The organism is Pseudomonas sp. TE12234 (assembly GCF_054061835.1).
This window is the reverse complement of record NZ_JBSSEP010000008.1, coordinates 62021-86097: the sequence shown is the minus strand read 5'-3', so window position 1 is coordinate 86097 and position 24077 is coordinate 62021. Positions and strand designations below refer to the sequence as shown.

24 protein-coding genes and 1 pseudogene are annotated in these 24077 nt (G+C 59.4%); 12 read left to right on the top strand and 13 right to left on the bottom strand.

The annotated features are described in order from the left end of the window. The first annotated feature begins 42 nt into the window (after positions 1 to 42). On the top strand, positions 43 to 1017 hold the full coding sequence (cysB, locus tag ACVWYU_RS14565; protein ID WP_007899921.1) for an HTH-type transcriptional regulator CysB: 975 nt from the start codon (positions 43 to 45) through the stop codon (positions 1015 to 1017). Positions 1018 to 1023: 6 nt separating this feature from the next. On the opposite strand, the gene ACVWYU_RS14560 is transcribed toward cysB, so the two are convergent. Then, a complete protein-coding gene (locus ACVWYU_RS14560; RefSeq protein ID WP_090318069.1) occupies positions 1024 to 1506 on the bottom strand; it encodes a GreA/GreB family elongation factor in 483 nt (160 codons plus the stop codon). Positions 1507 to 1508: 2 nt separating this feature from the next. Beyond that, the gene (locus tag ACVWYU_RS14555) at positions 1509 to 1916 is read right to left on the bottom strand and encodes a hypothetical protein (protein WP_457372968.1); all 408 of its coding nucleotides are present in this window, start codon (positions 1914 to 1916) and stop codon (positions 1509 to 1511) included. 123 nt (positions 1917 to 2039) lie between these two features. On the opposite strand from ACVWYU_RS14555, the gene earP reads away from it, so the two are divergent. Together earP and efp are read left to right on the top strand one after the other, a co-directional pair. Continuing rightward, positions 2040 to 3182, top strand: coding sequence for an elongation factor P maturation arginine rhamnosyltransferase EarP (gene earP, locus ACVWYU_RS14550; protein ID WP_457372967.1), 1143 nt, complete (start codon positions 2040 to 2042; stop codon positions 3180 to 3182). A 48-nt stretch (positions 3183 to 3230) separates the two neighbouring features. Then, positions 3231 to 3800, top strand: a complete 570-nt coding sequence (gene efp / locus ACVWYU_RS14545; protein ID WP_008057003.1) for an elongation factor P — start codon at positions 3231 to 3233, stop codon at positions 3798 to 3800. A 92-nt stretch (positions 3801 to 3892) separates the two neighbouring features. Here the strand turns inward: efp and ACVWYU_RS14540 are convergent, their stop codons facing one another. The 4 genes from ACVWYU_RS14540 to ACVWYU_RS14525 form a co-directional block, all read right to left on the bottom strand. After that, on the bottom strand, positions 3893 to 4903 hold the full coding sequence (locus tag ACVWYU_RS14540) for an alpha/beta hydrolase (protein WP_457372966.1): 1011 nt from the start codon (positions 4901 to 4903) through the stop codon (positions 3893 to 3895). A gap of 34 nt (positions 4904 to 4937) precedes the next feature. After that, positions 4938 to 5357 (bottom strand): organic hydroperoxide resistance protein, encoded by a 420-nt coding sequence (locus tag ACVWYU_RS14535; RefSeq protein WP_111449024.1) that lies wholly within the window; start codon positions 5355 to 5357, stop codon positions 4938 to 4940. A gap of 363 nt (positions 5358 to 5720) precedes the next feature. Beyond that, positions 5721 to 6185: a MarR family winged helix-turn-helix transcriptional regulator gene (locus tag ACVWYU_RS14530; protein WP_457372965.1), complete on the bottom strand. Its 465-nt coding sequence runs from the start codon at positions 6183 to 6185 to the stop codon at positions 5721 to 5723. A gap of 68 nt (positions 6186 to 6253) precedes the next feature. Then, a complete protein-coding gene (locus tag ACVWYU_RS14525) occupies positions 6254 to 7210 on the bottom strand; it encodes a LysR family transcriptional regulator (RefSeq protein WP_457372964.1) in 957 nt (318 codons plus the stop codon). Positions 7211 to 7321: 111 nt separating this feature from the next. Here ACVWYU_RS14525 and ACVWYU_RS14520 point away from each other — a divergent pair, with 111 nt between their 5' ends. Beyond that, a complete protein-coding gene (locus ACVWYU_RS14520; RefSeq protein ID WP_090318081.1) occupies positions 7322 to 8071 on the top strand; it encodes a sulfite exporter TauE/SafE family protein in 750 nt (249 codons plus the stop codon). Here the strand turns inward: ACVWYU_RS14520 and ACVWYU_RS14515 are convergent. Further along, entirely contained in the window at positions 8061 to 8915 is an 855-nt protein-coding gene (locus ACVWYU_RS14515; RefSeq protein WP_390959617.1) for a LysR substrate-binding domain-containing protein, read from the bottom strand. The two genes, ACVWYU_RS14520 and ACVWYU_RS14515, sit on opposite strands and share 11 nt — an antisense overlap. Before the next feature lie 96 nt (positions 8916 to 9011). Between ACVWYU_RS14515 and ACVWYU_RS14510 the strand changes: the two genes are divergently transcribed. Both ACVWYU_RS14510 and ACVWYU_RS14505 read left to right on the top strand, forming a co-directional pair. Further along, entirely contained in the window at positions 9012 to 9227 is a 216-nt protein-coding gene (locus tag ACVWYU_RS14510; RefSeq protein WP_090318083.1) for a DUF1127 domain-containing protein, read from the top strand. A gap of 64 nt (positions 9228 to 9291) precedes the next feature. Then, positions 9292 to 10521 carry a winged helix-turn-helix domain-containing protein gene (locus ACVWYU_RS14505; RefSeq protein ID WP_457372963.1) on the top strand — a complete coding sequence of 410 codons (1230 nt, stop codon included), beginning with the start codon at positions 9292 to 9294 and terminating at the stop codon, positions 10519 to 10521. Between the two features lie 112 nt (positions 10522 to 10633). Here the strand turns inward: ACVWYU_RS14505 and ACVWYU_RS14500 are convergent, their stop codons facing one another. Continuing rightward, entirely contained in the window at positions 10634 to 11980 is a 1347-nt protein-coding gene (locus ACVWYU_RS14500) for a class II 3-deoxy-7-phosphoheptulonate synthase (protein WP_090318089.1), read from the bottom strand. A gap of 150 nt (positions 11981 to 12130) precedes the next feature. Between ACVWYU_RS14500 and ACVWYU_RS14495 the strand changes: the two genes are divergently transcribed. Then, entirely contained in the window at positions 12131 to 12886 is a 756-nt protein-coding gene (locus tag ACVWYU_RS14495) for a spermidine synthase (protein ID WP_390959624.1), read from the top strand. A gap of 66 nt (positions 12887 to 12952) precedes the next feature. On the opposite strand, the gene ACVWYU_RS14490 is transcribed toward ACVWYU_RS14495, so the two are convergent. Beyond that, positions 12953 to 13744 (bottom strand): crotonase/enoyl-CoA hydratase family protein, encoded by a 792-nt coding sequence (locus ACVWYU_RS14490; RefSeq protein ID WP_090318096.1) that lies wholly within the window; start codon positions 13742 to 13744, stop codon positions 12953 to 12955. 386 nt (positions 13745 to 14130) lie between these two features. On the opposite strand from ACVWYU_RS14490, the pseudogene ACVWYU_RS14485 reads away from it, so the two are divergent. After that, a pseudogene (locus ACVWYU_RS14485) lies at positions 14131 to 15838 on the top strand (DEAD/DEAH box helicase). A gap of 109 nt (positions 15839 to 15947) precedes the next feature. On the opposite strand, the gene ACVWYU_RS14480 reads toward ACVWYU_RS14485, so the two are convergent. Next, positions 15948 to 16715 (bottom strand): DODA-type extradiol aromatic ring-opening family dioxygenase, encoded by a 768-nt coding sequence (locus ACVWYU_RS14480; protein ID WP_457372962.1) that lies wholly within the window; start codon positions 16713 to 16715, stop codon positions 15948 to 15950. A gap of 103 nt (positions 16716 to 16818) precedes the next feature. Here ACVWYU_RS14480 and ACVWYU_RS14475 point away from each other — a divergent pair, with 103 nt between their 5' ends. After that, positions 16819 to 17475, top strand: a complete 657-nt coding sequence (locus ACVWYU_RS14475) for a thiopurine S-methyltransferase (protein ID WP_457372961.1) — start codon at positions 16819 to 16821, stop codon at positions 17473 to 17475. A gap of 99 nt (positions 17476 to 17574) precedes the next feature. Here ACVWYU_RS14475 and htpX read toward each other — a convergent pair whose 3' ends face one another. Together htpX and ACVWYU_RS14465 are read right to left on the bottom strand one after the other, a co-directional pair. After that, the gene (gene htpX / locus ACVWYU_RS14470; RefSeq protein ID WP_047527200.1) at positions 17575 to 18465 is read right to left on the bottom strand and encodes a protease HtpX; all 891 of its coding nucleotides are present in this window, start codon (positions 18463 to 18465) and stop codon (positions 17575 to 17577) included. A 316-nt stretch (positions 18466 to 18781) separates the two neighbouring features. Next, positions 18782 to 19993 (bottom strand): pyridoxal phosphate-dependent aminotransferase, encoded by a 1212-nt coding sequence (locus tag ACVWYU_RS14465; RefSeq protein WP_007983502.1) that lies wholly within the window; start codon positions 19991 to 19993, stop codon positions 18782 to 18784. 226 nt (positions 19994 to 20219) lie between these two features. Here ACVWYU_RS14465 and msrB point away from each other — a divergent pair, with 226 nt between their 5' ends. The 3 genes from msrB to ACVWYU_RS14450 all read left to right on the top strand — a co-directional run bounded on the left by msrB (position 20220) and on the right by ACVWYU_RS14450 (position 21758). Next, the gene (gene msrB / locus ACVWYU_RS14460) at positions 20220 to 20615 is read left to right on the top strand and encodes a peptide-methionine (R)-S-oxide reductase MsrB (protein WP_457372960.1); all 396 of its coding nucleotides are present in this window, start codon (positions 20220 to 20222) and stop codon (positions 20613 to 20615) included. Positions 20616 to 20814: 199 nt separating this feature from the next. Further along, the gene (locus ACVWYU_RS14455) at positions 20815 to 21300 is read left to right on the top strand and encodes a glutathione peroxidase (protein ID WP_247255453.1); all 486 of its coding nucleotides are present in this window, start codon (positions 20815 to 20817) and stop codon (positions 21298 to 21300) included. Further along, complete coding sequence (locus tag ACVWYU_RS14450; protein ID WP_457372959.1) at positions 21297 to 21758, top strand: MarR family winged helix-turn-helix transcriptional regulator; 462 nt, start codon at positions 21297 to 21299, stop codon at positions 21756 to 21758. The genes ACVWYU_RS14455 and ACVWYU_RS14450 overlap by 4 nt, the downstream gene beginning before the upstream one ends. Here ACVWYU_RS14450 and ACVWYU_RS14445 read toward each other — a convergent pair. Further along, entirely contained in the window at positions 21742 to 24063 is a 2322-nt protein-coding gene (locus ACVWYU_RS14445) for a response regulator (RefSeq protein ID WP_457372958.1), read from the bottom strand. The genes ACVWYU_RS14450 and ACVWYU_RS14445 overlap by 17 nt on opposite strands. Positions 24064 to 24077: the final 14 nt, after the last annotated feature.

Below are 24077 nucleotides of genomic sequence, written 5' to 3'. Positions count from 1 at the left end.
GTCGCTGATGCCCGTGGCGTCTATTTGCTTTGAGGGATTCATATGAAGCTTCAACAACTGCGCTACATCTGGGAAGTGGCGCACCACGACCTCAACGTTTCCGCTACCGCCCAAAGCCTTTACACCTCGCAACCGGGCATCAGTAAACAGATTCGACTGCTGGAAGACGAACTGGGCGTCGAGGTCTTCGCCCGCAGCGGCAAGCATTTGACCCGCGTCACCCCGGCCGGCGAGCGCATTATCACCACCGCTGGCGAGATTCTGCGCAAGGTGGAAAGCATCAAGCAGATAGCCCAGGAATTCTCCAACGAGAAGAAAGGCACCCTGTCGATCGCCACCACCCACACCCAGGCGCGTTATGCATTGCCGCCGGTGATCAGCAATTTCATCAAGCAATACCCTGACGTGGCCCTGCACATGCATCAGGGTTCGCCGATGCAGATCGCCGAAATGGCCGCCGACGGCACCGTGGATTTCGCCATCGCCACTGAAGCGCTGGAGCTGTTTGGCGATCTGGTCATGATGCCGTGCTATCGCTGGAACCGCTGTGTGGTCGTGCCCCAGGGTCACCCGCTGACCAAGCTGTCGAAGCTGACCCTCGAAGCGCTGGCCGAATACCCGATCGTGACCTATGTGTTCGGTTTCACTGGCCGTTCGAAGCTCGACGAAGCGTTCAGTCATCGCGGCCTGACGCCGAAAGTGGTGTTCACCGCGGCCGACGCTGACGTGATCAAGACCTATGTCCGCCTTGGACTGGGCGTGGGCATCGTGGCGAAAATGGCGGTCGACACCAAACTCGACAGCGACCTGGTGGTGCTCGATGCCAGTGAGCTGTTCGAATCCAGCATCACCAAGATCGGTTTCCGTCGCGGCACTTTCCTGCGTGGTTTCATGTGCGACTTCATCGAGAAATTCGCCCCGCACCTGACTCGCGAAGTCATGGCCAAGGCCATCCAATGCCACAACAAGCAAGAGCTGGAAGAGCTGTTCGACGGCGTCGAATTGCCGGTCCACTAAGCCTGTTTATACGACCTCGGTGACAGCAAACTGTTGCCGAGCGCCCGCCACCTGAATCTCCACCTCATCGCCCTCGAATTTGCCCAGCAGGCTTTTGCCCAGCGGTGAGCGCGGGGTGATGACGGTAATCAGTTGCCCCACCAGATCGACCTTCAGGCCCGCCGCATCAGGTGCCAGAAACAGCCATTGCTCGCGACCCTTTTCGTCCTCCAGGCCCAGTAGCGCTCCGACTTCAATACCGCGCCGCTGGTCATAAGGGCGCAGTATCAGGTTTTGGCACAGCGCCAGCGATTGCCTGATTTCTTCGACACGCCTGGCTTGGCCAGCGGCCAGATAGGACGCCTCCAGCCCCAAGGTGTCGTACTTGTTTTCGGCGATGTTTTCTTCGTGGGTCGCGGTTTCGTAAGCGGTCTGTGCGGCGCGTTCGGCGATGTCGAGATCAACGCGCAACTTGTCGAGAATCAGCTGGTGGACGGTTTGTTTGTTCATGGTCAATCGCAGAATTGCAAAACGTTGGCGCGGCTTTTCTCGCTCGGTGCGGTGTGGTCCTGTTGCAGCCAGAACTGGCACTTGGGGTTCGACAGATTGCGAGTGCTGCTGCGAGCCTGATCGAGCCGTTGTGCCTGCTCGTTCTTGCGCAGGTTCTCTTCGTATTGTTCGAACAGCGGGCTCTGTGGGGGAATGTCCGGCACCGGTTGTGCAACGGGCGGGTAGGCCAGTTGCTGCACCGCCTGGGCCACGGGGGCCAATTGCTCTTTGAACAAAAAGTGTGATGCGAGCCAGCAGGTCAGCGCGATGGCGATGAACCCCAGCCACAAACCGAGGGCGATGCTGCCGCTCAGTTGCAAGGTGTTGAGCTGAATGAGCAACGGGCGGCGCGGGTTGGGACGGTAGGGCATGGCTGCCTCCTGGCGATGGGCGCGGGCGAGTGGCGATTGTCGCATGAAGATTAATCGCCGTCGGCCCTTCTGCGCGGGGTAATTTATGCGGACAATCGGCGCTTTTGCCAACGGGAGCCTGGAATGCCTGAAACGAAAACCCGCTGGGATATTTTTTGCACCGTGGTCGACAACTTCGGCGACATCGGTGTGACCTGGCGCCTGGCCCGACAACTGGTCACCGAGCATTCGCTGGCGGTGCGTTTGTGGGTCGATGATCTGCGCGCCTTCGAGCGCCTTTGCCCGCAAATCGACATTCATGCGTCGCAGCAATGGCAGCAAGGTGTCGAGGTGCGGCAGTGGATGAGCGACTGGCAGCCCACTGAGGCCGCCGATGTGGTGATCGCCGCGTTCGCCTGTCAATTGCCGGCTGCCTACATGGAGGCCATGGCCGAACGGGAAAAACCACCGCTGTGGATGAACCTCGATTATCTGAGCGCCGAGGATTGGGTCGTCAGCTGCCATGGCTTGCCGTCGGTGAAATACAAGCAGGTGCAGAAGTTCTTTTTCTTCCCGGGGTTCAACCAGGGCACCGGTGGCTTGCTGCGTGAAAGCGGTCTGCTGGAGCGGCGTCAGCAATTTCAACAAGATCCCGAAGCGCAACGACTGTTCCTTCAAGGCCTGGGAGTCGATCGTGCGCCAGGCGCTCAGTTGATTTCGTTGTTTGCCTACGAAAATACCGGGCTGGCCAGTTGGCTGGATGCCATAGCGGGTGACGCGACACCCACTCACCTGTTGGTACCGGAAGGGCGGATTCTTGGCGATGTCGAGTGTTGGCTCGGGGTGGAGGGGCTGGCGGCGGGCGCCGTGCATGTGCGCGATGCCTTGACCGTGCAAGTGCTGCCGTTCGTCCGGCAGGACCAATATGACCTGTTGCTGTGGAGCTGCGATTTCAATGCGGTGCGCGGCGAGGATTCTTTCGTCCGTGCCCAATGGGCGGGGCGACCGATGCTCTGGCACATCTATCAGCAGGACGAGGATATCCATCTGGACAAGCTGGAAGCCTTCCTTGCGCTCTATGTGAAGGGCCTTTCCGGACCGGCTGGCGAGGCGATCAGCGGTCTCTGGCGGGCCTGGAATGCCGGTGAGAAAATGACCGATCACTGGCGATCGACCCGCAAACACTGGCCAGAGCTGGAAAAAAACGCCCAGGCGTGGTGTCTGGAACAAGCCTTGCAGGCTGATCTTGCCACGGCGCTGGTACAGTTTTACCTAAATTGGATATGATACGCGGCCTAGATTTTTGTAAATCCCATCCAAATTCGGATATTCGCAATGAAAACTGGTAAAGAACTCAAACCCGGTACCGTGATCCGTATCGACAACGATCCTTGGCTGGTTCAGAAAGCTGAATTCACCAAGTCCGGTCGTAACAGCGCGATCATGAAGACCAAGCTGAAAAACCTGTTGACCGGTTACAAGACCGAGACCGTTTACAGCGCCGACGACAAACTGGACGACGTGATCCTCGACCGCAAAGAAGCGACCCTGTCCTTCATCAGCGGCGACTCCTACACGTTCATGGACACCACCGACTACACCATGTACGAGCTGAACGCTGAAGACATCGAAAGCGTACTGCCGTTCATCGAAGAAGGCATGACCGACGTTTGCGAAGCCGTGTTCTTCGAAGGCCGTCTGGTTTCCGTAGAGCTGCCGACCACCATCGTGCGTCAGGTTGACTACACCGAAGGTTCCGCTCGCGGTGACACTTCCGGCAAGGTGATGAAGCCTGCCAAACTGAAGAACGGTACCGAGCTGTCGGTTGCTGACTTCATCGAAATCGGCGACATGATCGAGATCGATACCCGCGAAGGCGGTTCCTACAAAGGCCGTGCCAAATAAGCACAGCTTCAGGAATGAAAAAGCCCGACCATTGAGTCGGGCTTTTTTGTGTCTGCACCCTTGTGGGAGCGAGCAGGCTCCCCACTGGTTTTTTATTTCAGGTGCGCTTTGAGTTCTTGCGAAGCCTGCAGCATCGCCGAACGCACCGCCGGCACCTGACTCACCACGTTCAGCAAACCGTAGTCGTGGATCATGCCGTTGTAGCGAACCGAGGTCACCGGCACGCCAGCCTCGTCGAGTTTGCGCGCATAGGCTTCACCTTCATCGCGCAGGACATCGGCACTGGCCGTCTGCACCAGGGCGGGTGGCAGGTCCTTGAGTTGCGCAGGGGTGGCCCGCAGCGGCGAGGCGTAGATCTCGTTACGTTGATTCGCGTCGGTGGTGTAGTTGTCCCAGAACCACTTCATCATGTTTTTGCTGAGGAAGTGCCCTTCGGCGAACTGGTTGTACGAACCCGTCTCGAAGTTGGCGTCGGTCACCGGCCACAGCAGCACCTGGAACCTGATCGCCGGCGTTCCCTTGTCTTTGGCCATCAGCGCGACCACGGCCGCCATGTTGCCGCCGACGCTGTTGCCGGCCACAGCCAGGCGTTTGCCGTCGACGTTGATCTCTTTGCCGTGCTCGGCCACCCACTGGGTTGCGGCGTAAGCCTGGTTGATCGCCACCGGATAATGCGCTTCCGGTGACGGGGTGTAGTTGACGAACACCGCCGCCGCACCCGAACCGACAACCAGGTCACGCACCAGTCGTTCGTGGGTCGGGAAGTCTCCCAGTACCCAGCCACCGCCGTGGAAGAACATGAACACCGGCAATTCGCCCTTGACCCCGGCCGGCCGGACGATGGTCAGGCTCAGCGGCTGGCCGTCGACTTGAATGGTCTTCTGGCTGACATCGGCTTTTGGCAGCGACAGCTTCACCCCGGCCTGCGCACCCACCAGTACGGCGCGTGCTTCGGCAGGTGTCATTTGCTCCATCGGTTTGCCGGTGCCGGCATTGAGCACATCGAGGAATGCCTGGGTGTTGTGTTCAACGTCGCCGGCAAATGCGCTCTGGATGGAAAAGGCGAGAAGGGTGCCGCTCAAGACTTTGCTGAAAGTGTTCATGTTCATTTCCTGTTCGGGCCTGGGCAATCAGCGGTTAGACGGTGACGTGCAGGCGCACATCGACGTTGCCGCGGGTGGCGTTGGAGTACGGGCAGACCTGATGGGCCGCGTCGACCAGGGATTGCGCGTCGGCTTGTTCAAGGCCCGGCAGGCTGATGTGCAGGTCGATGTCCAGACCGAAGCCGCCAGGGATCTGGCCGATACCGACATGGGCGGTGATCGATGCGTCATCCGGGATTTTGCGTTTGGTCTGGCTGGCGACGAATTTCAGTGCGCCGATGAAGCAGGCGGAGTAGCCGGCTGCAAACAGTTGCTCAGGGTTGGTTGCTGCGCCGCCGGCACCGCCGAGTTCTTTCGGGGTGGCGAGTTTGACGTCGAGGATGTTGTCGCTGGAAACCGCACGGCCGTCACGGCCACCGGTGGAAGTTGCGATTGCGGTGTAGAGAGTTTGCATGGTGAAAGCCTCGTTCGGGTTTGATTGATTGCGCTAAATGTTTGCGCGCTAAGTAAGTGCGTGGTGAATGTATCGCGCAAATATTTAGTGCGCAATATAAATTTTTAAGAAAGATCTATTCAGAGATCGCGTCGAGGCGGCCGAATTGGCTGGAAGGCTTGATTTAGAGGCGCAGGAGGGGAAAGGCGAGTCGCAAAAAATTTTTGTGGCCGAGATTTCAGATACCCAGGCGATTCTTGTGGGAGGAGTGGCTTGCCCGCGATAGCGTCCTGTCAGTCGACATCAATGGCGCTGACATACCGCCATCGCGGGCAAGCCCGGCTTCCACAGGATTCAGGTTTCCACAGGCAGGTGAAGGTGCTTTTAAATCAGGCTTTCTTGCAGGTGATGACGCAGCGCTTGCAGCTCCGCCTGCAGTTTTTGCAAGCGCTCCAGCGTCATGCCGCTCGCGCCGAGGATGCATTGGGGGATGTTACGGGCTTTGTCGCGCAAGGCGCGGCCCTTGGCGGTGAGTTCGACGATCACCACGCGCTCATCTTCACGACTGCGGGTGCGACTGAGCAGACCTTCAGTCTCCAGGCGTTTGAGCAGTGGCGTGAGCGAGCCAGGATCGGTCAGCAAGCGTGCGCTGATTTCGCCTACGGTCAAACCGTCCCGTTCCCACAGCACCATCATCGCCAGGTACTGCGGATAGGTCAGGCCCAACGCCTGGAGCAAAGGCTTGTAGACCTTGGTCATCATCAACGAAGTGGAGTGCAGGGCGAAGCAGGCCTGATTGTCCAGCAGCAGGTTGTCGCAGTTATCCGGGGTGTCGCGCTCGGTGGTCATGTCAAAGCCTTGATCAGTGATCTTCAGAATCTAGCGGGCGAATCTTTAATGCGCCAGACAATTCTCGACTAGTGGCGCCCCAAGTGGGTTTGCAGCACCTGATCCCAAGGCGGGATCGGGCTGAAACGGCTTTTCAGGTACTCCAGCAGCAAGCGGCTGCGGGAATTGGGTTGTTGTTCCAGGCGCAAGGCATAGATCCCGGAGCTCTCGGGTTTCGGCAGGCCGTTCTCGCAGAACAATGGCAACAGTTCACCGCGCAGCAGGTATTCACTGGCCAGCCAGGTCGGCAAATGCGCAATACCCAATCCGGCCAGTGCGCCGCAGACCAGCGCCTCGGCATTGTTGGCGCTCATGCGCACTCGCGAAGGGCGATGCAATTGCATTTGACCGTCTCGCTCGAAACGCCACGCGAAGGGGGGAGCCAAGCCATCCCAATCGAGGCCGTCATGGTCAATCAACTGAGTCGGATCGGTGGGAACGCCCCGGCGCTGCAAATAGTCGGGACTGGCGCAGGCGATGCGCATCATGCTCGCCAGCGGCGTGGCCACCAGCCGGGTGTCGGCCATCAGCCCGGCGCGCAGGACCAGATCGACCTTGCCAAGGTTCAAGCCCTGCATGTCGACAAAACTGTCAATCAAGTGCAATTGCACATCGAGGCCGGGGTAAAGCATCAAGAAATCGGCGATCACCGGCGCCAGATGCCGGCGACCGAACGCGGCCGGCGCATCGACCCGGATCAAACCTTCCGGCGCACTGCTGAGGGAGACGGCTTCCGCCCTGGCCAGGCGCAACTCGGCGACGATTCGTCGCGCGCGCTCGGCAAAGGCCATGCCGGCCGGCGTGGCGCGCACCGCGTGGGTACTCCTGATGAACAACTGGCTGCCGACGGCGTTTTCCAGGCTATCGATGCGCCGGGCCACCGCCGAAGGCGTCAGCGGATGCCGGCGGGATGCCGCAGAAAAGCTGCCGGTTTCCAGCACGTCGAGAAACAGGCCCAGTTGATCAGTCAATTGATTCGGATTCATGTGGGTTCAATGCCTGTGCGAAATTGGCGTAGCCATTGTGCGTTGCTGTGCGTTTCCGAGCCAGAACCAACTGCGTAGGATGAGTCGCCTCACCTAAAGGGAAAAACTGCTGTGATTGAGTTTCTGATGTATCTGGTCTTCGGCGCAGCCCTGGGAACCCTTGGCGGAATTTTCGGTATCGGCGGAGGCTTGATTGCCATTCCGTTGCTGGGTGTGTTTTGCGGTCTGGATCAGCAGATTGCCCAAGGGACGGCGTTGGTGATGGTCGTGCCGAATGTGATGCTGGCATTGTGGCGTTACCACCAACGCAACCGCATCGAGTTACGCCACGCGTTGCCGCTGGCTTCGATGGGGTTCTGTTTCGCCTGGATCGGTTCGATTTGGGCCGTGGGCGTTGATGCGCAAATCATGCGGATTGGCTTCGTCGCGTTTCTTGTTGCCCTGTCGGCCTACAACCTGGTGCGCATGTTCACCGCCAGCGCGCCGGCCTCGGCGCAGATGAATTATTCATGGCCCTGGCTGGGTGTGCTCGGCGCGGCGTCCGGGACCATGGGCGGGTTGTTTGGCGTAGGTGGTGCGGTCGTGGCGACGCCGGTATTGACCAGTCTGTTTGGCACGACTCAAGTGGTGGCGCAGGGCTTGTCGCTGGCGCTGGCACTGCCCAGCACGGGTGTCACGCTGGTCACCTATGCCGTACACCATCAAGTGCACTGGATGATTGGAGTGCCGCTGGCGATCGGTGGCCTGATGAGCATCAGTTGGGGGGTGAGAATCGCCCACGCCATGCCCGAGCGGTTGCTGCGTGGATTGTTCTGCGGCTTCCTGGTGTGCTGCGCGGTGATGCTCGCCTTTAAAGTTTGAAGCCTTCGACGATGTGGTCGGCCAGGCATTCGGTGATCGGTGACGGGGTGTGCAGGTTGCGCACCAGCATGATGCTGGCCTCGGGCAGGACCGGCAGGTCTTCGGCCTCACCGAGGATGCGCATGTCCGCCGTGATCAGGCTTTCCAGTTGCGCGGTCACCGCCAGGCCGGCGCTGACCACCGCCATGATCGCCGACAAGCTGTCGCTGTTGTACGCCACGCGATAATCGCGGCCCATGGCATCAAGGGCATTGCAGGCCCACAAGCGGCAGAAGCAGTCACTGTTGAACATCGCCAGCGGCAACGGGGTTTGTTCGTGGGCACTGAAACACTGGGCTTCGGCCCAGACGAAGCGTTCCTTGCGCAGTAGCTGGCCGATTTCACTGCCCGGTTCGCGGGTCACGATGGACAGGTCGAGGTCCTGGCGCATCAGCAATTGCTTGGACGACTCGCAGTGCACTTCGATCTGGATCAGCGGATAGGACTGGGCAAACCGGCGCAGAATCCCCGGCAGAAAACGCATCACGTAATCGTCCGGAGTACCGATCCGTACCGTGCCGACCATGTGCGGCTCGCGCAAGGTGTTGAAGACTTCGCTGTGCAGCTTGAGGATGCGCCGGGCATACCCGAGCAAAACCTGGCCTTCCGCTGTCAGCCGAACCTGCCGACCGTCGCGCTGGAACAACTGGCGCTGCAACACATCTTCTTCCAGCCGCTTCATCTGCATGCTCACGGCCGACTGGGTGCGATTGACCAATTCTCCCGCACGGGTAAAGCCGCCCTGATCGGCGATCGCGACGAAGGTACGCAGTACTTCGGTGTCGATACTCGGGTAGGCGGACATTCATCAATCTCCGAGATATGTGACATCAGAAACATTCGTTGGATTGATCTTAGTCCCGGCGCGAGACTGGAGCCATCCAAAACGGAGGGCAACAAGATGAAAGGTCAACATGAATATCCAGCGGTAGAAAAACACTCGATCCACCTGGTATCCGATCTGCTGCACAAGTTCAGTCGCTGGTACGAACTGCACAAGGAACGCGAACTGCTGGCGAGCCTGAGTGATGAAGCGCTGAAAGACATCGGCATGAGTCGTGCGGATGTCGAGTTCGAGTCGGTCAAGCCATTCTGGAACGACCCGATGCATAAATGATGAGTGCCACGCTACACAAACCACTTACCGGTGAGGTAGGTTGCGAGCAGACAAGGAGATGCCCATGCCCGCAACGTTGTCCTTTACCCTCAAACAGGCTCGGCGTCTGGCGCTGGCCGCCCAAGGGTTCAACGGGCGGCAGTCGCCAGCGACGATCAAGCCGCTTCAGGTCAACCGTCTGATCGAACGGCTGGGCATTCTGCAAATCGACTCGGTCAATGCCTTGGTGCGTTCGCACTACCTTCCGCTGTTTTCCCGCCTTGGAAACTACCCTTGCGACGTGCTCGACCAGGCTGCCTGGAGTCAGGGCCGACGCCGAACGCTGTTCGAATACTGGGGGCACGAGGCCTCTTTACTGCCCTTGTCGATGTATTCGTTGATGCGCTGGCGCATGCAGCGTGCGAGTCGTGGCGAAGACATTTATCAACAACTGGCGCGTTTTGGTCGTGAGCAGCAGGACGTCATTCGCCGGGTGCTGGCCTCCGTCGAGGCGCAGGGCGCGCTGGGGGCCGGCAGTCTGTCGACCCGCCAGGAGCGGGCCGGGCCGTGGTGGGACTGGAGTGCGGAAAAGCATGCGCTGGAATGGTTGTTCGCCGCCGGTGAAGTGACCGTGGCCGGCCGACGCGGGTTCGAACGGCTTTATGATTTGCCGGAGCGGGTGATCCCCTCGGCGATTCTTGCGCAGCCACGGGTTGATGAGGCGCAAGCCCAGCGCGGACTGCTGTTGCATGCCACGACAGCGTTGGGCGTCGGCACGGAAAAGGACCTGCGCGACTACTTTCGCCTGAATCCCGCTGACAGCCGCCCACGTCTGGCGGAGTTGGTCGAGGCCGGTGAATTGCTCACCTGCGAAGTCCAGGGCTGGCGCCAGCCAGCCTATTGCCTGCCGGAGCCCAAGGTGCCGCGCAAGGTCGAGGCCAGCGCCTTGCTTTCACCTTTCGATTCACTGATCTGGGAACGCAGCCGCACCGAACGCCTGTTCGACTTTCGCTATCGGCTGGAGATTTATACGCCGCAGGACAAGCGGGTCTACGGCTATTACGTCTTGCCCTTCCTGCACAACGAACGGATTGCCGCGCGGGTCGATCTGCGCGCCGAGCGGGCGGCTGGTCGATTGGCAGTACACGCCGTGCATGAAGAAGAGCCAGGGCTGGATGACGAAGGGATGCTGGCGTTGGCGGTCAATCTGCGGCAGATGGCCGATTGGCTGGGGTTGGCACAGGTTCAGTTGAATTGCCCGCGGGTGAGTGCGGACAGGTTGCGGGTGGCATTGGCCAGCATTTGCGGTGATTGATCTGAGGGCATCGCTGGCAAGCCAGCTCCCACAGATGTTGCGTCGTACACATTATTGCCCAACGACGTAAATCCTGTGGGAGCTGGCTTGCCAGCGATGGGGGCGACGCGAATTAGCGCCGAACCTGCTTCAGGGTCTCGGCAATCAAAAACGCCAATTCCAGCGATTGATCGGCATTCATCCGTGGATCGCAATGGGTGTGGTAACGATCAGACAAACCGTCTTCGGTAATCGGCCGCGCACCCCCGATGCATTCGGTAACGTTCTGCCCGGTCATCTCGATGTGAATGCCGCCGGCGTAACTGCCTTCGGCTTCGTGAACCTGGAAGAACTGCTTCACTTCGCCAAGAATCTGCGCGAAGTCACGGGTCTTGTAGCCGCTGCTGGCCTTGATGGTGTTGCCGTGCATCGGGTCGCAACTCCACAGCACTTGCTTGCCTTCACGCTGTACGGCGCGGATGAGCTGCGGCAAGTGATCGCCGACCTTGTTCGCGCCCATGCGCGCAATCAGGTTTAGACGGCCCGGATCGTTGTCCGGATTGAGCACGTCGATCAGGCGAATCAGGTCTTCAGGGTTCATGCTCGGGCCGACCTTGACCCCGATCGGGTTGTTCACCCCGCGCAGGAATTCGACGTGGGCGCCATCGAGCTGACGGGTGCGGTCGCCGATCCACAGCATGTGCGCCGAGCAGTCGTAGTAGTCGTTGGTCAGGCTGTCGCGACGAACGAAGGCTTCTTCGTAGTTCAGCAACAGCGCCTCGTGAGCGGTGAAGAAACTGGTCTCGCGCAGTTGCGGCGAACTGTCCATGCCGCAGGCGCGCATGAAGGCCAGGGTTTCATCGATGCGGTCGGCCAGGTGGCTGTATTTTTCCGCCAGGGCCGAGTTGGCGATGAAGTCCAGGTTCCACTTGTGTACCTGATGCAGATCGGCAAACCCACCCTGGGCAAAGGCGCGCAGCAGGTTCAGGGTGGCGGTGGACTGGTGGTAGGACTGCAGCAGGCGCTCCGGATCCGGCACGCGGCTCTTTTCGTCGAAACCGATACCGTTGACGATGTCACCCCGATAGGCCGGCAGGGTCACGCCGTCGATGGTTTCGTCGTTGGCCGAGCGTGGCTTGGCGAACTGTCCGGCCATGCGCCCGACCTTGACCACCGGGCAGCCGGCGGCAAAGGTCATGACAATCGCCATTTGCAGGAGCACCTTGAAGGTGTCGCGGATTTTCGCCGCGGAGAACTCGGCAAAGCTTTCGGCGCAGTCGCCGCCCTGCAATAGAAAAGCTCGGCCCTGGGTCACCTCGGCAAACTGACGGCGCAACTCCCGGGCTTCACCGGCAAACACCAGTGGTGGGTAGCTGGCCAGGGTTTGCTCGACTTGCAGCAAATGCGCCGCGTCGGGGTATTGGGGTTGTTGCTGGATCGGCAGGGCGCGCCAGCTGTCAGGGCTCCAGGGTTGGCTCATCGCGGTCTCTAATGTTTTACGCTCGGACATCCATGTTATCAGCAATTAGTGCGTGACCTGTTCCCGTCGCTTCGCGGACAATCGCGCCTTTGCCGCGCCCTGTTCGCGGTGTTATTGCGTTGCCGGGCCCGGTGACGATCAGGAGACGAAATGACTGAGGAGCGCGTCGAGCATCTGCTCGCCGAGGTGCAGGACGAATTTGGCGTGATTCGCGTGCTGGAAGTGGCCGATTACCGCTTTCTCGAATTCGGTGATGCCATCGAACAAAGCTGCGTCTTCACGGCCGATCCGAGCTGGCTCGAGTATGACTACACCCGGGCGATGCTGATCGGTGCGCTGTGCCACGAGCAGCCGGAAAGCGCACTGTTTCTCGGCCTCGGTGCCGGGACGCTGACCCAGGCGTGCCTCAAGTTCCTGCCGCTGGAGGATGTCGAAGCCATCGAGTTGCGCCCTGACGTGCCGCGTCTGGCCATCGAATACCTCGGGCTGGATGACGATCCGCGCCTGTACATCCGTGTGGGTGACGCGCTTGAGCTGCTCGACACTGCCGAGCCGGCGGACCTGATTTTTGTCGACCTGTATACCGATGTCGGTCCCGGCGTCGGGCACCTGGCCTGGTCTTTCCTGGAAAACTGCCAGAAACGCCTGAATCCGGGCGGATGGCTGGTGATCAATCAGTGGGCCACCGATGATGGCAAGCCATTGGGTGCTGCGTTGTTGCGCGGGCTTTATCATCGGCATTACTGGGAGTTGCCGGTAAAGGAGGGCAACGTGATTCTGATCGTGCCTTCGGACCTGGATCAGCAACTGGACATGGACGGCCTGATCGCCCGGGCCGAAGGGCTGGCGCCGCGGTTGGGATACTCGTTGCAGTCGTTGATCAAGGCGATTCGGCCGGCGACCTGATTTATTGCTCGACCGGACTTCATCGCGGGATTGCCCGCGATGAAGCCATGGAAGCCAACACACATTTCACACGCCTTTGAAGACTCCGGGCCGTCGCTCCACCAGTGACAAAACACCCTCCCGGGCATCCTCGCTGCTCATCAGCTTCTTCACCAGCGCCGGCAACCCTTGCGCGGCCGCCGTTTCCCCTTCATATCGCGCCTGTCGGGCAGACATCAACGTCGCCTGAACCCCAAGCGGCGCCTGTCGGGCAATTCGTTCGGCCAACTCGATCGCCCGTGGCAGCAAATCCTCGCTGGCCATGACTTCCTGTACCAACCCAAGATGCAAGGCATCATGGGCATCAAATTCGTCCCCGGTCAGCATCCAGCGCATCGCGTTACCCCAGCCTGCGACTTGATGCAGGCGCAGGGTGGCACCTCCGAAGGGAAATATGCCGCGTTGCACTTCCATTTGCGCAAAACGGGTGTTGCTGGCGCACAGGTTGATATCGGCGGCCAGCATCAACTCGATGCCGATCGTCAGGCAGTAGCCTTGCGCGGCGACAATCACCGGTTTGTTGACTCTCGGTCCGGCGAACACCCCCCACGGATCGCAGCCACCGGGCGGTGTCTGCCAGCCTTCGGTCAGCGCGGCGCTGGCATTGACCAGGTCCAGCCCGGCGGTGAAATGCTCGCCATGGCCGAAGACCACCGCCACCCGCGCTTCGCTGTCAGCCTCGAACTCGCCGTAAGCCAGGCTCAATTCGTTGAGCAGGTCGAGATCGAAGGCGTTGCGTTTGGCGACCCGATCCAGGCCGATCATCAGGACATGACCACGCTTTTCACGGCTCACGCGGCTGGTGTTGAGCTCTTTCATGGTGCATTTCCTCGGGCGGGAAGGGCAGTCGGACCGACGGTCTGACTGTTCAAGATGAACCGTTTTAGCGCCATCGCCCGCTGGGCCGGGCCTTTGAAAAATAGACGCTTGTCAGATTATCCGCAAAGCCTGTGACAGAACGCCGTGCGCGGGAGTTTTGCGATAAAAAAAGCTCCCTTTTTCAGCAAATTCCGGTATAGTGCGCGCCGGCCTTTAGCCGGGCCGCGTTTAGGTAGAGCAATTCCCCGAAGTCAGCTTCGGCTGCACGTCCGCATCGCGGACTCTTCCTTGACGATTCTTTTCATTCATTCGTTTTCGCAAATCCCCGCCGACAAAGCTGCCAGGGCGACTCTTGAGTCTCAACACGGCATGCGCAGCTTTGGAGCATGGGTCTTTGCGGATGCACTTAGAGGCAGACCCATGACCCAGGAAATCGGCGGCTTCGCCGCTCTTGAACTTCATCCCAATATTGTCGCTGCAGTAGTCGCTACCGGCTATGAAGAGCCTTCGGCCATTCAGCAGCAGTCGATCCCGATCATTCTCGCCGGTCACGATATGATTGGTCAGGCGCAAACCGGTACCGGTAAAACCGCTGCCTTTGCCCTGCCTATCCTGCACCGCATTGATCCGTCCAAGCGCGAGCCGCAAGCTCTGATCCTGGCCCCAACTCGTGAGTTGGCGCTACAAGTTGCAACCGCTTTCGAAACCTACGCCAAGCAAATGCCGGGCGTAACTGTTGTGGCTGTCTACGGCGGTGCGCCGATGGGCCCACAACTGAAAGCAATCCGTAATGGCGCACAGATCGTTGTCGCCACTCCGGGCCGTCTGTGCGACCACCTGCGTCGCGACGAAAAAGTACTGGCCACCGTTAACCACCTGGTTCTCGACGAAGCCGACGAAATGCTCAAGCTGGGCTTCATGGACGACCTGGAAGTTATCTTCAAGGCCATGCCGGAAACCCGTCAGACCGTATTGTTCTCGGCCACCTTGCCACAATCGATCCGTGCCATCGCTGAGCGCCACCTGCGCGATCCGAAGCATGTGAAGATCCAAAGCAAGACCCAGACCGTTACCGCGATCGAACAGGCTCACCTGTTGGTTCACGCTGACCAGAAGACTTCTGCCGTTCTCAGCTTGCTGGAAGTGGAAGATTTCGACGCGCTGATCATGTTCGTGCGTACCAAGCAAGCGACCCTGGACCTGGCCAGTGCCCTGGAAGCCAAAGGCTACAAAGCCGCTGCGCTGAACGGTGACATTGCCCAGAACCAGCGTGAGCGTGTGATCGACTCCCTCAAGGATGGCCGTCTGGACATCGTTGTGGCGACCGACGTTGCTGCTCGTGGCCTGGACGTTCCGCGCATCACTCACGTGTTCAACGTTGACATGCCGTACGACCCGGAGTCCTACGTTCACCGTATCGGCCGTACTGGCCGTGCCGGTCGCGAAGGTCGCGCGCTGTTGCTGGTGACTCCACGTGAGCGCCGCATGCTGCAGGTCATCGAGCGTGTAACCGGTCAGAAAGTTGCCGAAGTTCGTCTGCCGGACGCTCAAGCCGTTCTGGACGCGCGCATCAAGAAACTGACCAACAGCCTTTCGCCGCTGGTGGCTGAAGCTGAATCGACCCATGGTGATCTGCTGGATCGCCTGACTGCCGATATCGGTTGCAGCCCGCGTGCCTTGGCCGCAGCCCTGCTGCGCAAGGCGACCAACGGTCAAGCGCTGAACCTGGCCGCTATCGAGAAAGAGCGTCCACTGGTGCCGAACAACGCACCACGTGGCGATCGTCCAGAGCGTTCCGGTGATCGTCCTGAGCGTGGTGACCGCGAGCGTCGCGCACCAATCCCTCTGGCCGAAGGCCGTGCTCGTTGCCGTACCGCGCTGGGCGCGCGTGATGGCATCGCTGCCAAGAACCTGCTGGGCGCCATCCTCAATGAAGGTGGTCTGGCTCGTGAAGCCATCGGTCGCATCCAGGTTCGTGACAGCTTCAGCCTCGTTGAGCTGCCGGAAGATGGTCTGGAGCGTCTGCTGACCAAGCTGAAGGACACTCGCGTTGCCGGTAAGCAGTTGAAGCTGCGTCGCTACCGCGAAGATTGATCCGCTTTCGGGCTGATTGATCGCACATAAAAAATCCCCGACTGGTTCGGGGATTTTTTTTGCCTGCTGATTTGTGCTTGGCTTGACCGGTACGAATCGGCCTGGCGGATCAACCGAAACGATAGATGTCCATGCCCAGTGCGCCCATGGTGAATCCTTGGTGGACGACGCTGAACTGACCGCCGGCACTGCGGGCAAAGTACAGCGGCAGCAAGTGTTCGTCGCTGGGATGGTTGCGCACGGCATTCGGTGCTTGTTGTCGATAATCGTGCAGGGCTGATTCATCATTGGCCGCAAGCTTCTCGATCATCCAGTCGCGGAATGCCTGCGCCCACGGTTCGACGCTCTCGGGACCGGCATGCCAGTCCAGTTCCCGCAGGTTATGGGTGATGCTGCCTGAACCGATCAGTAAAACGCCTTGCGCACGCAGGCTGCTCAGGGCATGGCCGACGCGGGTCTGCAGGGTTGGGCCGCCACGGGTGGGCAGGGAAACCTGAACGATCGGAATATCCGCCAGTGGATACATCAGTGACAGGGGTACCCAGACACCGTGATCGAAAGGTCGGTCAGGGTCGATGCGGGCGGGGAGGTTGCTGGCCTTCAACAGTTCGACGACTTCGGCAGCCAGTTGTGGATTGCCGGGTGCTGGGTACTGAACTTCGAACAAGGCTTTGGGGAAGCCGCCGAAGTCATGCCAGGTGTCAGGTCGTGGATTACCGCTGACCAACAGTTCATTGCTCTCCCAGTGCGCAGATACAATCACGATGGCTTTGGGTTTCGGCATCTCTGCCGCCAGGCGAGCCAGGGCGGGCCCGCTGGCGCCGGGTTCCAGGGCTAGCATGGGAGAACCATGGGATATGTACAGACTGGGGAACATAGACGAGCTCCTGAGAGTTAAGATGGCACCATCTTCAATCAGATCATTGATCTAAATCTAATATAAGTTTTAGGGTGTTTTGATCGAATTTTCGGGGTTATTTATGCAGCCGGAGTTTTGGCACAAGCGATGGGCGTCGAATCAGATCGGCTTTCATCTGCTGGAAGTGAATCCTTATCTGCAGCGGTTCTGGCCGGCGTTGGGCCTGGAAGAGGGCAGTCGCGTTCTGGTGCCCTTGTGTGGGAAGAGTCTGGATGTGTTGTGGCTCGCTCATCAGGGGCACGAGGTTCTGGGCGTCGAACTGTCGGAAAAGGCCATCGAGGACTTTTTCAGCGAGCATCACTTTGATCCTGTCGTCAGCGAGCAGGGGCCGTTCAAGGTTTATCGCGCAGGCTCTATTGAGCTTTGGTGCGGTGACTTCTTCGAGCTGACAGCCGGCGATGTGGCTGATTGCGCTGCGTTATATGACCGGGCCGCATTGATTGCGCTGCCGCCTTCGATGCGCGAGCAATATGCCACGCATTTGAAGCGGATCCTGCCCAAGGATTGCCATGGGCTTTTGATCACGCTCGATTATGACCAGGCTCAAATGGACGGCCCACCGTTTGCCGTGCTGGATGACGAAGTGAAGCGATTGTTTGGCCAGGCATGGTCGCTAAAAATCCTGGAAGATCAGGACGTGCTGAGCGAGAGCGGGAAGTTTCTGGAGGCAGGCGTTACGCGACTTGAAGAGCGGGTGTATCGGGTGTCCACCCGGTAATTTTTAGCGACTGCTGTAGCTACTTTGCGAGCAGTCCTTGTTCAAGCTGGCAAAAAAGGCCCGCATCACTGCGGGCCTTCTTGTTTATCAGGGAATCTCTCAGCCCCGGCGACGAGCCAGCGCATCGATACGCTCTTCCAGCGGCGGGTGGCTCATGAACATGCGGGCAAAGCCCTGTTTGATGCCACCGTTGATGCCGAACGCGTTCAGAGTGTCAGGCATGTGCACCGGCAGTCCCTGTTCCGCACGCAGGCGTTGCAGGGCGCCGATCATCGCAGCCGTGCCGGCCAGTTGTGCACCGGCTTCGTCAGCGCGGAATTCGCGTTTGCGCGAGAACCACATGACGATGGCGCTGGCCAGGATACCCAGGACCAGTTCAGCGAAAATGGTCGCCACGTAGTAGGCAATGCCCTGGCCTTCTTCGTTCTTGAAAATCACCTTGTCGACAAAGTTACCGATGATCCGTGCGAAGAACATCACGAAGGTGTTCACCACGCCCTGGATCAATGCCAGCGTGACCATGTCGCCATTGGCCACGTGGCCGATTTCGTGGGCCAGTACGGCTTTCACTTCATCGGGTGAGAAACGCTCGAGCAGACCCTGGCTCACTGCGACCAGCGCGTCGTTCTTGTTCCAGCCGGTGGCGAATGCGTTCGCTTCGTAGGCTGGGAAAATCCCGACTTCAGGCATCTTGATCCCGGCTTCGCGGGACAATTGCTCGACGGTTTGCAGCAGCCATTGCTCGTGACGGGTGCGTGGCTGGGTAATGATCTGGGTGCTGGTGCTCATCTTCGCCATCCACTTGGAGATGAACAGCGAGAACAGGGAACCGGCGAAACCAAAGACCGCACAGAAAATCAGCAGCTGATTGAGGTTGAGGTCAACCCCGTTGGCCGCCATGAACCCGTTGAAGCCGAAAAGGCTCAGGGTGATGCTGGCAATCAGCACGACCGCCAGGTTAGTGGCCAAAAACAGCAGGATGCGCATCATGGTTGTAGAAATCTCCTTTTGCTAAAGATGTAGCGTACTGCGGGGTATATAAGGTGCTGCACCGGGGTATTCAACCAGGTGACTATTTCAAACTGTGTCCTACGGCAAAAGCTTAGCTGCTTGCAGGGCATTTCCGATGGTCCAGCAGGAAGGGTTTGTAAGGCATTGGATGTCGCAGGCCCCGTCGTTGTTAGTCACGGACCGGTAAGTGGGTATAGATGATGAATTGAGGCTTCGATGGGCGGCTGGGCACATACATGTGTTGCTGAATGAATCACCGTGCGACCGCTGAAGGTGTCGCACGGTGAAAATCCGCTTATTGGCGATAGGACTTGAGGAAGTTGCCAATGCGCCCAATGGCCATGTCCAGGTCATCGACACGCGGCAGGGTCACGACCCGGAAATGGTCCGGCCATGGCCAGTTGAAGGCCGTGCCTTGCACCACCAGCAGCTTCTCGGAGAGCAGCAAGTCGAGGACGAACTTCTCGTCGTTGTGGATCGGGCAGACTTTCGGATCGATGCGCGGGAACGCATACAGCGCGCCCATCGGCTTGACACAGCTGACCCCTGGGATGTCGTTGAGCAATTCCCAGGTACGGTTGCGCTGCTCCAGCAGCCGTCCTGGCGGCAACACCAGATCGTTGATGCTCTGATATCCGCCCAGTGCGGTCTGGATCGCATGCTGGCTCGGCACGTTGGCGCAAAGGCGCATGTTGGCCAGCATGTCGATGCCTTCGATGTAGCTCTGGGCATGGTGTTTGGGGCCGGAAATGGCGATCCAGCCGGAACGGAATCCAGCGACCCGATAGGACTTGGACAGACCGTTGAAGGTCAGGCACAGCAAGTCTGGCGCCAGGGATGCCGTGCAAATGTGCACGGCATCGTCGTACAGGATCTTGTCGTAGATCTCGTCGGAGAACACCACCAGATTATGCTGGCGAGCCAGTTCCAGCATGCCCAGCAACACTTCTTTCGAGTACACCGCACCGGTGGGGTTGTTCGGGTTGATGATCACCAGCGCCTTGGTGTTCGGGGTGATCTTGGCCTTGATGTCTGCCAGGTCCGGCCACCAGTTGGCCTGCTCGTCGCACAGATAGTGCACCGGGTTGCCGCCCGACAGACTGACTGCGGCGGTCCACAGCGGGTAATCCGGCGCCGGGACCAGCACTTCGTCGCCATTGTTGAGCAGGGCCTGCATCGACATCACGATCAGCTCGGAAACGCCGTTGCCCAGGTAGATGTCTTCAATGCCGACACCTTCCACCTGTTTCTGTTGGTAGTACTGCATGACGGCCTTGCGCGCGCTGAACAGGCCTTTGGAGTCACTGTAGCCCTGGGCGGTCGGCAGGTTGCGGATCACGTCCTGGAGGATTTCGTCCGGTGCTTCGAAACCAAAGGGCGCCGGGTTGCCGATGTTCAGCTTGAGGATGCGATGGCCTTCCTCTTCCAGGCGTTTGGCGTGCTTGAGCACTGGGCCGCGAATGTCGTAGCAGACGTTGGCGAGCTTGTTCGATTTGCTGACCTGCATGGCGATGTGTTCCCGAAAATGAACGATCCAGGCGGCGAATGAACAACCGTACTGGGAATCCTGCGTAATCACACAGGTCTGACGCCTTGAGAGGCAGCACCCATAAATCCGTTTGAATGCGCGTGGTCTGGCTGCCAGACTGGCGTTTGACGAGGCGCAATCATACGTGCCGCCCGATCCGTGGAAAAGGTACAGATCGGGCTTTTTCAGCCGCTGAGGTGTGACGATGGAAAAGTTGGAAAAAACCCTGGAAGAATGGAAAGCCATGCTCGATCCGGAGCAGTACAACGTGTGCCGGCTCAAGGGCACCGAGCGCCCGTTCTCCGGCAAGTACAACGACACCAAAACCGATGGTGTCTACCACTGCATCTGCTGCAACGAGCCGCTGTTCGACTCCGGGACCAAATTCGATTCCGGCTGCGGCTGGCCAAGCTTCTATGCACCGATCGCCGATAGCGCAATGATCGAGATTCGTGATATCAGCCACGGCATGATCCGCACGGAGGTGGTTTGCGCCAAATGCGATGCGCATCTGGGACACGTTTTTCCAGACGGTCCGCCACCAACCGGTCTGCGTTATTGCATTAACTCCGTATGCCTGGATCTGGTCCCCCGCGTCTGACGCGATGCTGGGTAATGTCGTGAGCGGGCTTGCCGGCGAAAATGCCCGTAAATGCAATGCCAATATCAAGGGCCTTTTCGCTGGCAAGCCAGCTCCCGCAAATTTGGGTCCTCTGTCGCGACGATTGATTAATTAAATTGCACGCAATTCAATTGCTCGCTATTTTGTGGTCTCTTCTTTTGATCCGGAACCTCAAAACATGAGCGACAACCTGCTGAGCATCCCTTGCACCACCATCAAGGGTGAACAAAAGACCCTGGCGGATTTCGCCGGTAAAGCCGTGTTGGTCGTCAATACCGCCAGCAAATGCGGTTTTACCCCGCAATACAAAGGCCTTGAAGAGCTATGGCAGACCTACAAGGATCAAGGTCTGGTCGTGCTGGGCTTTCCCTGCAATCAATTTGGCAAGCAGGAACCGGGCAACGAAGGGGCGATTTCCGAGTTTTGCGAGTTGAACTACGGCGTCAGTTTCCCGCTGTTCAAGAAAATCGACGTTAATGGCGCCAGCGCCCACCCCCTGTTTGTGCAGTTGAAAAAGCGCGCTCCGGGAGTGCTCGGCTCCCAGGGCATCAAGTGGAATTTCACCAAATTCCTGATCGGCAAGGACGGCCAGTTGGTCAAGCGTTTCGCCCCGGCGACCAAGCCGCAGGACCTGAGCCGCGAGATCGAAGCCCTGCTCAAATGAACAGCTTGTCAGTCGATTCGCTGAATCTCGACAGCCAGCTCTGCTTCAAGCTGTACGCCGCTTCCCGCGCGGTCATTCGCGCCTACAAGCCGATGCTCGATCAGTTGGGTCTGACCTATCCGCAATATCTGGCGATGCTGGTGTTATGGGAGTGGCAGGAGACAGCTCCCGAGCAACCAACGGTCAAGGCGCTGGGTGAGCGCCTGGCCCTGGATTCCGGCACGCTCACGCCGCTGCTCAAGCGTCTGGAGCAGTTGCACCTGGTCCAACGGCAGCGTTCGGCGCGCGATGAGCGTGAGGTGCACCTGAGCCTGTCGCCTTCCGGCCTGGCGTTGCGCGATCTGGTCGGGCCATTGAAGGCTCGCCTGCTCTGCGACAGCGGTGTGGATCTGGATCGTCTGAATGAGCTACGCGATGGCCTCGATCATCTGTTGGGGCAAATCAAGGCGCTGTCGTAACGGGAATCCACACGTCCAGCAGAGCGGCCAGCTCTTCCCGGCGGAAGGGTTTGGCCAGGTAGTCGTTCATGCCCGCTGCACGGCATCGTTCGCGTTCCTCGGACATGGCGTTGGCGGTCAGGGCGACGATGGGCAACTGTGGCCAGCGCCCGCTGCGGCGGATTTGCCGGCTGGCCTCATAGCCATCCATCACCGGCATGTTGCAGTCCATCAGCACCAGATCGAACTCCTTGAATTCCAGCTGATCCAGCGCCTCGGCACCGTGGGCAGCGACGGTGACGTCGCAGCCGAGTTTCCCGAGCATGCCTTTGGCCACCAGTTGGTTGACCGGGTTGTCCTCCACCAGCAGCACCCGGCCGCGTCGCTGCGGTGAATGAATGTCGATCCGGGTGTCGCTGAGCGGGCCGCCATCCGGTTGCAGAATTCGCTGCAAGGTCTGGTACAGCGCATTGCGTGCCAAGGGACGCGCCTGTTGCTGCAGGGGGGCGAGGGCGCTGACCTGTTCACTGGGCAGGAAGCTGCCGTAGGCGGTCACCAGCAGAATGGGCGCGGTGAAGGTGGGGCGCAGGCTGAACAGGCATTCGGGGCAATCGGTAATCAACACATCGGGGGCCAGACCGATCAATGGGTCATCGATGGAGCGCTGCAAATACTCAAGCCCCCAGCCAGGCAACAAATTGCCGAGCAATTCCGCCAAACCGCTGCTGGCCGCCGTGATCGCAACAACTTTGCCTTGCAGCGATGGCGCAGCCAGTGCCCGGGTGTGTCGGGGTAGCGGCAGTTCGGCGCAGAACTGGCTGCCGAAACCCGCTTCGGAGCTGATGGTGAGGCGCCCCTGCATGGCTTCGCAGAGGTTGTAGGTCAGGGCCAGCCCCAACCCGGTACCGCCAAACTGCCGGGTAATGCCGGCACCGGCCTGGGTGAAGGGCTGGAATATCTTTACCTGAGCGTCCTGCGGGATCCCGATGCCCGTGTCACAGACTTCGATTCGGACACCGTCGCTGAAGGTCGACAGGCGCACATCGACCCGCCCGAACCGGGTGAATTTGAGGGCGTTGGACAGCAGGTTGCTGACGATTTGCCGGACCCGGGTCGGATCGCCGAGAACCAGCGCCGGAAAGTCCGGATCGATCAGGCACGTCAGTTCGACGCTCGGCGCAGCGTTCTGCGACAGCAGATTGGCGGTGTCTTCGATCAGCGAGCCGAGGTCGAACGGGATGTGTTCGAGCTCGAGTTGGCCGGCATCGAACTTCGACAGATCCAGAATATCGTTGAGCAATTCCACCAGCACTTTGCCGGAGTCATGGGCGATGGACAGTTGTTGCTGCTGCTCGGGATTCAACGGGCCATCGAGGGACAGCGCGATCATCCCCAGCAGGCCGTTAAGGGGAGTGCGAATTTCATGACTCATGTTGGCCAGGAACACCGAGCGTGCTTCAGCCATGTCCAGGGCTGTGCTGCGAGCAGTTTCCAGTTCCTGGTTGGATTGGCTGAGCCGTGCGTTGATCGCCTTGAGTTCCGCTGTGCGGGCCGAAACGATGTTTTCCAGTTGACCGAGATAGTCGGTCAGGCGATTTTCGGCGTTGCGCCGCTGCTGGATTTCAGTCTCGACGTTCTCGAATTGCTGATTGACCACGTTCACCAGCACGCCGATTTCATCGGCGGCGTGCCCCGCCGGGCATTCCAGTGAACTCGACTCCATGCTGCGAGAGTCGCGGCCGCTGAGTTCGCGAATGAGGCGCACCAAGGGTTTGGTCAGCATCACGTAGAACAGCGCCAGCAAAATACCCGTCAGGATCAGGCTGCGGGCGAAACCGTTGAGCAGGGTCACTTCGGCTCGACGCAGGAAGCGGTAGCCGAAGGAGTAGGTATCGACATCCAGTCGCAGAGTGCCGAGGGATTCGTTCGGCAAGTGATCCAGGTACAAGCGATCTTCGAACTGGCGGTCGGCACCGAACAGGAAGTCGCTCAGCAGGCGATAGCCACTTTGCAGGCCCGGGCGTTTGACGTCCGCCAGCACATTGCCATTGTTGTCGACCAGTTTCGCGCCGATGATCGCAGGCGAGCGCAGCAGGCCCAGGGTCAGTTCCTGGGCAAGTTCGGCGTCGATGTTGTAGGCGATACGTGAGGCAGGGTTGTGGCTGATTTGCAGTAAAGACTGTATTTCCCGGTTGATGGAAGCGTCTTCACTGGCATAATCGATGCCAATCTGTAGCAGGCTGAGCAGCATGCCCAGGATTAAACCGACCAGCACGGTAACGCGCGCCTGCTTGTAAGACAGGCGGTTGGTGAACTTGATATCCATGGGGTGTTGAACCA

Coding starts and splice junctions, on each gene's coding strand:
- cysB (WP_007899921.1), top strand. CDS start 43: ATGAAGCTTCAACAACTGCGCTACATCTGGGAAGTGGCGCACCACGAC.
- ACVWYU_RS14560 (WP_090318069.1), bottom strand. CDS start 1,506: ATGAACAAACAAACCGTCCACCAGCTGATTCTCGACAAGTTGCGCGTT.
- ACVWYU_RS14555 (WP_457372968.1), bottom strand. CDS start 1,916: ATGCCCTACCGTCCCAACCCGCGCCGCCCGTTGCTCATTCAGCTCAAC.
- earP (WP_457372967.1), top strand. CDS start 2,040: ATGCCTGAAACGAAAACCCGCTGGGATATTTTTTGCACCGTGGTCGAC.
- efp (WP_008057003.1), top strand. CDS start 3,231: ATGAAAACTGGTAAAGAACTCAAACCCGGTACCGTGATCCGTATCGAC.
- ACVWYU_RS14540 (WP_457372966.1), bottom strand. CDS start 4,903: ATGAACACTTTCAGCAAAGTCTTGAGCGGCACCCTTCTCGCCTTTTCC.
- ACVWYU_RS14535 (WP_111449024.1), bottom strand. CDS start 5,357: ATGCAAACTCTCTACACCGCAATCGCAACTTCCACCGGTGGCCGTGAC.
- ACVWYU_RS14530 (WP_457372965.1), bottom strand. CDS start 6,185: ATGACCACCGAGCGCGACACCCCGGATAACTGCGACAACCTGCTGCTG.
- ACVWYU_RS14525 (WP_457372964.1), bottom strand. CDS start 7,210: ATGAATCCGAATCAATTGACTGATCAACTGGGCCTGTTTCTCGACGTG.
- ACVWYU_RS14515 (WP_390959617.1), bottom strand. CDS start 8,915: ATGTCCGCCTACCCGAGTATCGACACCGAAGTACTGCGTACCTTCGTC.
- ACVWYU_RS14510 (WP_090318083.1), top strand. CDS start 9,012: ATGAAAGGTCAACATGAATATCCAGCGGTAGAAAAACACTCGATCCAC.
- ACVWYU_RS14505 (WP_457372963.1), top strand. CDS start 9,292: ATGCCCGCAACGTTGTCCTTTACCCTCAAACAGGCTCGGCGTCTGGCG.
- ACVWYU_RS14500 (WP_090318089.1), bottom strand. CDS start 11,980: ATGAGCCAACCCTGGAGCCCTGACAGCTGGCGCGCCCTGCCGATCCAG.
- ACVWYU_RS14495 (WP_390959624.1), top strand. CDS start 12,131: ATGACTGAGGAGCGCGTCGAGCATCTGCTCGCCGAGGTGCAGGACGAA.
- ACVWYU_RS14490 (WP_090318096.1), bottom strand. CDS start 13,744: ATGAAAGAGCTCAACACCAGCCGCGTGAGCCGTGAAAAGCGTGGTCAT.
- ACVWYU_RS14480 (WP_457372962.1), bottom strand. CDS start 16,715: ATGTTCCCCAGTCTGTACATATCCCATGGTTCTCCCATGCTAGCCCTG.
- ACVWYU_RS14475 (WP_457372961.1), top strand. CDS start 16,819: ATGCAGCCGGAGTTTTGGCACAAGCGATGGGCGTCGAATCAGATCGGC.
- htpX (WP_047527200.1), bottom strand. CDS start 18,465: ATGATGCGCATCCTGCTGTTTTTGGCCACTAACCTGGCGGTCGTGCTG.
- ACVWYU_RS14465 (WP_007983502.1), bottom strand. CDS start 19,993: ATGCAGGTCAGCAAATCGAACAAGCTCGCCAACGTCTGCTACGACATT.
- msrB (WP_457372960.1), top strand. CDS start 20,220: ATGGAAAAGTTGGAAAAAACCCTGGAAGAATGGAAAGCCATGCTCGAT.
- ACVWYU_RS14455 (WP_247255453.1), top strand. CDS start 20,815: ATGAGCGACAACCTGCTGAGCATCCCTTGCACCACCATCAAGGGTGAA.
- ACVWYU_RS14450 (WP_457372959.1), top strand. CDS start 21,297: ATGAACAGCTTGTCAGTCGATTCGCTGAATCTCGACAGCCAGCTCTGC.
- ACVWYU_RS14445 (WP_457372958.1), bottom strand. CDS start 24,063: ATGGATATCAAGTTCACCAACCGCCTGTCTTACAAGCAGGCGCGCGTT.